The 9,011-nt window shown below is 68.8% G+C and carries 9 protein-coding genes; 5 read left to right on the forward strand and 4 right to left on the reverse strand.

Going from position 1 to position 9,011, the window contains the following annotated elements; all coding sequences use genetic code 11:
• Positions 1-104 precede the first annotated feature (104 nt).
• Positions 105-740: a hypothetical protein gene (locus AC060L_RS35235; protein WP_483803061.1), complete on the reverse strand. Its 636-nt coding sequence runs from the start codon at positions 738-740 to the stop codon at positions 105-107.
• A 290-nt stretch (positions 741-1,030) separates the two neighbouring features.
• Between AC060L_RS35235 and AC060L_RS35240 the strand changes: the two genes are divergently transcribed.
• Complete coding sequence (locus tag AC060L_RS35240; RefSeq protein ID WP_483803062.1) at positions 1,031-1,198, forward strand: hypothetical protein; 168 nt, start codon at positions 1,031-1,033, stop codon at positions 1,196-1,198.
• Between the two features lie 75 nt (positions 1,199-1,273).
• On the opposite strand, the gene AC060L_RS35245 is transcribed toward AC060L_RS35240, so the two are convergent.
• Positions 1,274-1,696, reverse strand: a complete 423-nt coding sequence (locus AC060L_RS35245) for a hypothetical protein (RefSeq protein ID WP_483803063.1) — start codon at positions 1,694-1,696, stop codon at positions 1,274-1,276.
• Positions 1,697-1,848: 152 nt separating this feature from the next.
• Positions 1,849-2,724: an ATP-grasp domain-containing protein gene (locus tag AC060L_RS35250; RefSeq protein ID WP_483803064.1), complete on the reverse strand. Its 876-nt coding sequence runs from the start codon at positions 2,722-2,724 to the stop codon at positions 1,849-1,851.
• 339 nt (positions 2,725-3,063) lie between these two features.
• Between AC060L_RS35250 and AC060L_RS35255 the strand changes: the two genes are divergently transcribed.
• On the forward strand, positions 3,064-4,692 hold the full coding sequence (locus tag AC060L_RS35255) for a multicopper oxidase family protein (RefSeq protein ID WP_483803065.1): 1,629 nt from the start codon (positions 3,064-3,066) through the stop codon (positions 4,690-4,692).
• 138 nt (positions 4,693-4,830) lie between these two features.
• Positions 4,831-5,985, forward strand: a complete 1,155-nt coding sequence (locus tag AC060L_RS35260) for a tyrosine-type recombinase/integrase (RefSeq protein ID WP_483803066.1) — start codon at positions 4,831-4,833, stop codon at positions 5,983-5,985.
• A gap of 50 nt (positions 5,986-6,035) precedes the next feature.
• Here AC060L_RS35260 and AC060L_RS35265 read toward each other — a convergent pair whose 3' ends face one another.
• Entirely contained in the window at positions 6,036-6,227 is a 192-nt protein-coding gene (locus AC060L_RS35265) for a helix-turn-helix domain-containing protein (RefSeq protein WP_483803067.1), read from the reverse strand.
• 726 nt (positions 6,228-6,953) lie between these two features.
• On the opposite strand from AC060L_RS35265, the gene AC060L_RS35270 reads away from it, so the two are divergent.
• Positions 6,954-7,484: an RICIN domain-containing protein gene (locus AC060L_RS35270; protein WP_483803068.1), complete on the forward strand. Its 531-nt coding sequence runs from the start codon at positions 6,954-6,956 to the stop codon at positions 7,482-7,484.
• A 726-nt stretch (positions 7,485-8,210) separates the two neighbouring features.
• Positions 8,211-8,342, forward strand: a complete 132-nt coding sequence (locus tag AC060L_RS35275) for a hypothetical protein (RefSeq protein ID WP_483803069.1) — start codon at positions 8,211-8,213, stop codon at positions 8,340-8,342.
• Positions 8,343-9,011 lie beyond the last annotated feature (669 nt).

Raw genomic sequence — 9,011 nt, forward strand, 5'->3', positions numbered from 1 at the left:
CGGTCCGGGGGGAGGCGTTGGTGGACGCGGTGCCGCCACCCCACCCCCCCCCCCCCGACCCGCCCTGGGCCCTGTCGCTGGGCCCTGTCGCTGGGCCCTGTCGCTCAGCTCACCTTGGTCGAGCTGAGGACCAGTGCGGTGGACGGGTAGCAGTTCGTGGGCACGTTGACCGTGAAGAACGCGACCGCGACGGTCGCCGAGAAGGTCAGGCCCGGGGCGGAGTAGCTGGTGCCGGCCAGCGAGGTGGTGATGGTGCTGCCCGCGGCGCCGGCCGTCAGCCGCAGCGTCAGCACCGGCAGCGTGAAGGTGGCACCGCCGGCGACCGAGGCCTTCACCGTGACGACCACGTTGCCGCCCTTGACCGCGACGCTCGCGGAGCCGATCCCGGACCCCCCTGAGAGCGACTCGCCGACGAGGGTGGCGTGCGCGGGGACCGGCACGCTGAGCTGGATGTTGCTGATCGACTGGACGCTGTAGCCGCTGACCGAGGTGGGCACGGTCAGCGCGTCGGTCGCCAGCGCCACGCTGAACTGGCTGCCCGCCGTCACGCTCGCCGGGGCCGTCGCGTTGACGCCCGCGTTGAGCTGGAAGGTCTGCGCGGAGCCGATCGGCGGCGTCGCCTGACAGGCGAGCACGACCGGGGTGTCGGCCGCCGAGGCGATCGGCGCGAACATCCCGACCGCGGCCAGCGCGCCGGCGAGCGCGATCGGGACCCGGGACAGGGCTGATTTCATGCGCATGGAGTTCTCCTGCCGAACTGGGTGGTGGGGGCACGCGGGCGAGCGGGCGTGGGGGCCCGGACCGCCGACGGGTTTGCCCTGGCCATGCCAGGGGAGTTCAGAATGGGCGCCGTTGGCGGAATCAACAAGGTTGCCAGCAAAGGAAGTTGGGGTACTTTTCAGCCATCTCCAGCCGACTCGCCAACCGCCCACAGGCAGCCGAGGCCGCTCGAACAGATACCCCGGTAGGTATAGTGGAGAGCGGCCGGGCCGAGTGGGCCCGAACCGGTGAGCGAAACGAGGAAGACCCGATGTGCCGACGAGTGACCTGCCGCAGCTGCGGCAAAGCCGGATACGCCGGATGCGGCCAGCACGTCGACCAGGTGCTGGCCGACGTGCGGAAGGCCGACCGCTGTGTCTGCGACGGCAGCGAGCGGCCGGCCGGGCGCGGCTTCTGGAAGCTGTTCCGGCGCAGCTGACCGCTCGGCCGCGCGGGTGACGGCGGAGGCGGCGCAGACGCCGGGCTGGCCCCGCACGCTCAGGCGATCAGGCCGTCAGGCGGTGTCCATCGTGCTGGCGCGCAGCTGGGCGAGCAGCGGCAGCACATGGTGGTCGTCACCCGAGGTGAAGTTGAGGATCGCGCTGATCACGGACCGGGCGATGTCCCCAGCCACCTCGTCGGGCGCGCGGGCGGCCCAGGACTGGAGCGTCTCGCCGAGCACGGTGCACATCTTGGCCGTCAGGTCCGTGTTCAGGCGTTCCATCGCCTCGTCGTGCTCCTGCGGGTCCATGTTGCCGCGGATCCCGGCGGCGAGCATCAGCAGCGACTGCAGGACCTGCGCCCCGTAGTCGGCGATCAGGATCGGCAGTGGCGCCTCGTCCTGGCTGCTTCGGGCCAGGGCCGCCAACGCGTCGTCGTCTCGCCGCCATCCGGCCTCCAGGGCCGCGAGCGCGCGCAGTGTCTCGTCCGGTGTCACCAGGCCACCGTACCGCCGCGAACTCGTGCCAAGCGCAAGGTGACCGAACGATGACCCGATGGATCGTCAAGCCTGTTACCCGACAACACCAGTGGGGCTGATGATGCCGCTGATGCCACTGGTGCTACTGATGCCGCTGGTGCCGCTGTGCATCAGCCGGCCAGTGCACGCTCCTTCACGAGCTCGGCGAAGCGGTGCAGCGCGTCGTGGCCGTAGGTGATGAAGAGGTTGGGCTCCACCAGTTCGAGCTCCATCAGGAGCGGCGATCCGTCGTCCCCCAGTGCGACATCGACCCGCGCGTACAGCGGCGCGGCCGAGCCCGGCATCGCGGCCAGTGCGGCGCCGGCCAGCTCCAGTTCGGCGGCGGACGGCCGGTGCGCGACCAGGTCCGGGTGCGCGGTGCGGGCGTTGTCGACGACGCCGATGTCGGTCAGCACCGGCCCCTTGCGGATCGCGTGGCTGAACCGGCCGCCGAAGAAGACCAGCGCCCGCTCGCCCTCGTCGATCCGCGACAGGTACGGCTGCACCATCGCGGTCGCTCCGGTGGCGTGCAGCGCGGCGATGTGCCGGGCGGCCTGCTCGTGCTGCCGCTCGGCGTACCGCGCACTGTCCTGCGCGCCGGCCGAGACGGTGGGCTTGACGACGAACTGGCCGTGCTCGGGCAGCACGGCACTCTCGCCGGGCGCCACGAACCGGGTCGGCACGACCGGGACGCCGAGGCCGGCGAGCTCCCCCAGGTAGCGCTTGTCGGTGTTCCAGCGCACCAGCGCGGCCGGATTGTCGAACCGGGTGACGGCCGCGACCTTGTCCACCCATGCCAGGTACTCGGGCCAGTGCCGCGCATAGCCCCAGGTGGACCGCAGGACCACGGCCGCGCACTGCGCCCAGTCGAAGTCATCAGCTTCCCAGGCGACCGCCACGGCATCGACACCGCGCCCGCGCAACGCCTCGATCATCAGCGGCAGGTCCGCGTCCTTGGCCAGCCCCATGGTCGAGGTGGCCAGTGCTACGCGGGTCGTGAGGGACATTCGTACTCCCGAGCAAGAACTGTGCGGCTTGTTGACGCGACCGGAACGCTGATCAATCCGATGATCAGCCTAAAGCCTCCACTCGGGCGAGGCATCAGGCGCAGCCACAGGCGCCGCCTGAGGCGGCCGTCCACCCGGAGGCCCCGACCGTCCCGGCCATCCCAGCCGTCCCGGTGGGCGTGCCACGGCCGCACATCCGGAGCACGATGAACTGTCGGTATCCGAATGCTTAACTAATTTTTATCTGAAAACCCTTAGAGTCCGCTCGGCCCCCACGGCGCAGCGCCCGGGTTGCCGGCATGCGAGATGTCCTAACTCGCCCTTCCTTGAGGAGATTTGATGCCGAGAACCACCGGGGAGACCACCCAGGACCAGCACCAGCGGATACGCCGGACCAGACGCACGTTCCACGTGCTGGCCGTGGTGGCACTGCTGACCGCCGGCGTGTTCGGCAGCCAGGCGATCGCGGCGTCCCCGCCGGCGACCCCGCAGCCCCCGTCGACCGCGGCCCAGGAGAAGGGGATGGTCCCCGGGCGGCCGTTCCACGATCCGACCGACGCCGACACCGTGGGCCGCCCGGATCTGACCATCACCCTGGACGCGACCAGGACGCGGTTCGACATATCCGGCCGCGAGGTCCAGGGCGAGGCCTACAACGGGCAGTTCGTCGCCCCGACCATCCGGCTGGCCCCCGGCTCGAACGTCACCATCCACCTGGTCAACCACCTGCCGGTCGCCAGCAACCTGCACTTCCACGGCCTGCACGTCTCGCCCTCGGGCCAGTCCGACGACCCGTTCCTGTGCGCGGCCCCGGGCAGCTCGACCACCTACCACCTGGCCCTTCCCGCCGACCACGCGCTCGGCACGTTCTGGTACCACAGCCACGCGATGGCGACCAGCTGTCCCGCCCCCGGCTCGCCGGAGATGGCGGCGATGGCCGACTCCGACGCGTCCGACCCGTCCGACCCCGGCTTCATGCCGGGCGACGTGGAGAACCAGATCTTCGCCGGCCTGTCCGGCGCGCTGATCGTCGGCGACGACCGCACGCTGCTGCCCCCGGCGCTGCGTCAGATCACCACGCACACGCTGGTGATGAAGGACGTGCAGCTCGACCCCTCTGGCCACATCGTCCAGAACACCGCCGACACGTCGATCAACTCGAACAACCCGACCGTGCGGCTGGTCAACGGCCAGCTGCGGCCGGTCCTGTCGATGCGGCCCGGCGAGACCCAGCTGTGGCGGCTGGTCAACGCCGGCGCCGACATCTTCTACCAGCCCCACCTGGACGGCTACCACTTCACCGTGATCGGCGAGGACGGCACCCCGGTCGCGCAGGTCTCCACCCCCGACACCCTGCTGCTGCCGCCCGGCAAGCGCTACGACGTGCTGGTCACCGCCGACGCCAAGCCCGGGCACGCCACCCTACGCACCACCGCCTACAGCAACGGCCCGCAGGGCGACTCCTACCCGGACGTGGCCCTGGCCACCGTCAAGGTGAGCGGCAAGCCCGCCCACCGCCTGCCGCCCGTCTCCGGCGCCATCCCGACCGCGCCGGCCGACCTGTCGAGCGCGCCGATCGCCCAGCGCCGCACCCTGAACCTGTCCGAGAACTCCGACGGCACCGTCTTCTACATCAACGGCAAGCAGTTCTCGATGAGCCACTCGGTCTTCGACACCCCGGCGAAGCTCGGCACCGTCGAGGAGTGGACGATCGTCAACCAGAGCGGCGAGGACCACCCCTTCCACCTGCACACCAACGCCTTCCAGGTCACCTCGGTGAACGGCACCCCCCAGCCCTACACCCACCGCCAGGACACCATCCCGGTCCCGCACGCGGTCAACGGCGTGCCCGGCAGCGTGGTGATCCGAGTGGCCTTCACGGACTACCCCGGTGCCTGGATGTTCCACTGCCACATCGCCGCCCACGAGGACAACGGCATGATGAGCTTCGTCAACGTGGTCCCGTAGGCGGCAGTTGAGGGTACGTGACCTGCGGAAACACCCGCAGGCGCTACCACGGAACCAACGGTTCCACCAAGGCCGTGGACCTGATCGACCATCCGGAGTCAGCAAAAAGTCAGCATCAGACCCGGGAGTCGATCGGCCATGGCCACCACGAACCTCATCCGCGGCATGGGAACGTTCTTCAAGGAGTGCGAACACCCCATGCCGCGGTGGTCCAAGTGCCCCCACGAGTACAAGATCCGCTACCGCAACGCAGCCGGCAACCAGGTCGAGGAGTCCGGGTTCACCACCCAGGACAAGGCCAAGGCCCGACTCGCAGAGATGTACCAGGCGAAGAAGAACACTCCGCAGAGCCAGCGGAAGGCAGAGCGGATCCAGAAGTACGGCTCCATGCAGTTCGCCGACTACGTCGCCCAGTGGAAGCGCAGCCAGCGCCACCTCACCCCGGGCACGGTGCGGCACCTCGACTCACTGCTGGACAACCACCTCTACCCGGCCTTCCGCAGCCGCCGGATGGCCGCCTTCGACCACAAGGTCATCGACGCCTTCATCCAGACCATGGAACGCAACGGCGTCGGCCTCGGCACCCAGTCCAACGCCTTCGACAAGCTCAAGGCGATCCTCCTCGACGCCCACCGCCTCGGCCTCTACGACGAGAACCCACTCGACGGCGTCAAACCGCCCCAGTACGACGCGAAGCGCGCCGTCATCCCGTCGATCGAGCAGCTCCAGGCCATTCGCACCGCCGGCGACGACACCTTCCGCCTCATCACCGACCTGATGAGCGGCTGCGGCCTGCGCAACGGTGAGGCCTACGCGGTCAACATCAACAACATCGTCGCCGACGACATCTACCGGATCACCGAGCAGGTCAACCAAACCACCCGGACCTACGGCCCGATGAAGCACCGCAAGCCCGACGACTACCGCGACGTCCCGCTCCCGGCCCTCGTCAGGCAGACCATCGAGCAGTACGCCGACACGTACGGCACCATCGGCGGCTACCTGCTCCGCAACCCCAACGACGTCACCAAGCCCTACCGGAGCTACCTGCTCGAGAAGCAGTGGCAACGCATCAAGCAGGCCGGCACCGGCGACATCCCGGAAGGCATGGTCATCTACAGCTTCCGCCACTTCTTCGCCTCGAACTGCCTCAGCCAGAACATCCCCATCACCGACGTCGCCGAGTGGATGGGCCACCGAAGCGTCGACATCACCTTCAAGACCTACCGCCACCTCATGCCCGGCTCCATCAGCCGCGCCGCCCAGGTGCTGAACCTGTCTCTGACCGCTTAAACGCGTGAGGGGTCTGCCCGAATCGGCAGACCCCTCAGTGCTGTTGGTGATCAGAAACCGGACAGGCGCTGCTGACGCACCCACGACTGCACCTCGGACACCTTGAACTGCAGCTTCGCGTTCCGGCCGCTCCCGAACCTGTAGGCAACGAGGCCCAACCGAGACGCCTCGCGATACACCCACGCGACCGACATGTTCAGATACTCGGCGGTCTGCCTGACACTCATGAACTGCTCAGACACCGGCTTCTCCTCGGGTGACCAGCCGAATCTCGGCGGAGCCCGTATCACAGCGAAATCCGGCGGCTTGGCCACACCGCAAATGCGTGATAACCAGACCATAGACACCGCCTATTCGCCTGCTGCACAGATCTGCAACCTCGCTCCCTTCGGGCCCGCCAGGGGCTTCCCTGCTTGCACCGCGAGAAGTCCCCGAAGAATCCCCAGCGGCGGCCCGGCCCTACTGGGCCTGACCTACCCCATAGCCATTTCCCTACGCCCCGAGGTTGATACCGGCAGCAGGATGGGCCGGCGAGCGGGCGGGGCCGGTCCCTGATCAGCACCAGCCACCAGGTGGTCACGGACAGCCCCAGCTACCAGCCGAACAAGCGCCCCAGGAACCCCACCGAGAACCCTCCGACCATCTGACTGGCATCACCGACTACTGAGGCCCGGTGCCCGCAGCCCTGAGATCTGGTTCCCCTGCCTGGTGAGTGTGGCCGCGCCAGGATGCCGATGTCGTGCTACCGCTTGAGATGCATCGGGATCTTCAGCGGGCCGAAGTGGTAGTTCTGCCACAGGTATACGATCTCGTTCACGACGTCGGCATCGGAGGCGTTCGGGCTGTGGTGCGCTACCGCCGGGATCGGGGATCACCCGTTTGTGTGATTCCAGTCGGAGCTGGCGATCGATAGGTTCGTGCCCGAATTCGACATCGCGTCGATGCCTCGCAAAGGCATGGGAGAACACATGCGCACGGTCACCGCCCTCGTCCTAGCCCTCGGCCTGGCCGGACTTGCCACGCCACCGGCCTCCGCGGCACCCACTGTGGCTCCGCCGTCGGGCTACGCCAAGCTGGTCAACCTGAACTCCGACAAGTGCGCCGACGTCGAGAACTGGTCCAAGGACGAGGGCGCCCTCGTGCATCAGTGGAGCTGCCGCCTCGACAACGATGCCAACCAGTGGTGGCAGTTCACCCCCTCCGGTGTGCCCGGCTACTGGAACGTGGTGAACCTCAACAGCAACATGTGCCTCGACGTCGACGGCCCCTCCGACGCCGACGGCGCCGTCATCCACCAGTGGCACTGCTACAACGGCCCCAGCCAGCAGTGGCGCCTCGACGACGTCGGCAACGGGTACTTCAAGCTCGTCGACCGCAACAGCGGCAAGTGCATGGACGTCGAGAACTGGTCCACCGCCGACGGCGCCGCCATCCACCAGTGGAGCTGCCGCGACGTCAACGACGCGAACCAGAAGTGGCGCTTCTTCACCGCGACCTGATCCCCGCCGCGGCCGGCGTGGCTGCCGTCACCGCCCGCAACGACGATGCCAGCGGACCACGACCGCGCTGATGCCCGGCCCGGCCACTGCACCCGGATGCCCCCAGAGGCACGGCGGCAACCGATGCTTTCTCAGGGCCGCAACAGCGTATGTGCCGGACATCGGCCCCCGGACCGGCCGGCAGGCCTGCCCGGCGAATTGCGCGAGCCGTCCCGGCGCAACCTTCGACGTCAGCACCAACTCCATTGTCGGCTGGTCCCGGTGGGCGGAGGTCGACAACTTCTTTACCGTCGTCGGCCCCTGACCGACCGACCGACCCCTCGGCCTGTCCCGTGCTCCCCAGCGGGGCGCGGGACACGCGCGCATCGACGTGACAGCGCCGTTCGCCCTCGCAACCGGCACACCAGTCTCCTTCCGCAACCCAGCCGGCCCCTGGCGGCGCGGCTCGAAGTGGACAGTGGCTTGCGCACCGTCTCTCGGACGGACGTCCCGCCCTGGCGATCGCGGACATCGACCCCGACTCGCTGGAGCTCTGGCAAACCAAGCAGACAGCTGATGCCTGAGTGGATCCCACCGAAGCAGTACCTGAAGACGATTGGCGCAGACCGTGCACGGATGCGGCGTGCTGATCACCGACCAGCACAACCAGGTCCTGCTGCTCCACGACGCCCTGAACGAAGACCGCACCACCTTCGGTGAGCACCCGCGCCGGCCACCAACTTCTGCTTGCCGACCGAGCACTGGCCGGCCGTCATCGACTACCACTTCGACGGCTGCCTGCTCACCATCGAGCAGGTCTGTGCCATCCAGCCGTCCGACGAGCACGATGACTTCGGCTTCTGCGCCCTGTCCGCGTGACGGCCGGACATCCGCCCTCGGTCCGCGACGTGCTCACCGAGCTGACGGCCACCCGGTGCAGCGGCCGGCGGTGCATCCTCTTGGCGGGCAGGCCTACGGCATGCGGTAGCGGGCAGGATCGATCTCGCGGGCCTGGAGATCGACGGAGCTGACAGGGCGCATCTCGATGACGGTCGGCCGGCCCGGGCGCCGCCCTTCGCCGACCTCGTGCACGGCGGGCGGAGGCCGGCGGAGCGGGCGGAGCGGAGGAGTCGGGCCGTGGCCGACGCCGAGGCTCGCCGGGAAACACAGGACCGGTCGCACCGGCCGCACCCAGGATGTCCGCAAGTCGCTGCGCAGCCTCGTCGGGCAACGGCAGCTCTCGGCAGCGGGCGTGACCCGGACTCACTTTGACGGCTCCGCCGTCGGCATCTGCGGCCCTCAGGCCTGCGATCTCCTGTGTGCGCACACCTTGCTGGACCAGAGCCAGGATGCGGTCGGTGTCGGTACGGGAGGCCCAGTCGGCCTGCGCCACCCCGGCCGGGAGGATCAGCGGGTCCCGCTCGGCCTCGATCTCGTCCCCGTGTCGAGCCCGGCCTCGAAGTGCCTGTTCCGTCTGCTGCCGCGTGTCCTCCGTCACGCAACACACGCTACCCGTATCGCGTGCTACACGGCACTGGGTCCGGTCGA

Source organism: Kitasatospora sp. NEAU-69, assembly GCF_057158765.1.

Excerpts from the sequence above, each read along its gene's own strand:
- AC060L_RS35255 (WP_483803065.1), top strand. The coding sequence starts at position 3,064 with ATGCCGAGAACCACCGGGGAGACCACCCAGGACCAGCACCAGCGGATA.
- AC060L_RS35250 (WP_483803064.1), bottom strand. The coding sequence starts at position 2,724 with ATGTCCCTCACGACCCGCGTAGCACTGGCCACCTCGACCATGGGGCTG.
- AC060L_RS35235 (WP_483803061.1), bottom strand. The coding sequence starts at position 740 with ATGCGCATGAAATCAGCCCTGTCCCGGGTCCCGATCGCGCTCGCCGGC.
- AC060L_RS35240 (WP_483803062.1), top strand. The coding sequence starts at position 1,031 with ATGTGCCGACGAGTGACCTGCCGCAGCTGCGGCAAAGCCGGATACGCC.
- AC060L_RS35260 (WP_483803066.1), top strand. The coding sequence starts at position 4,831 with ATGGCCACCACGAACCTCATCCGCGGCATGGGAACGTTCTTCAAGGAG.
- AC060L_RS35270 (WP_483803068.1), top strand. The coding sequence starts at position 6,954 with ATGCGCACGGTCACCGCCCTCGTCCTAGCCCTCGGCCTGGCCGGACTT.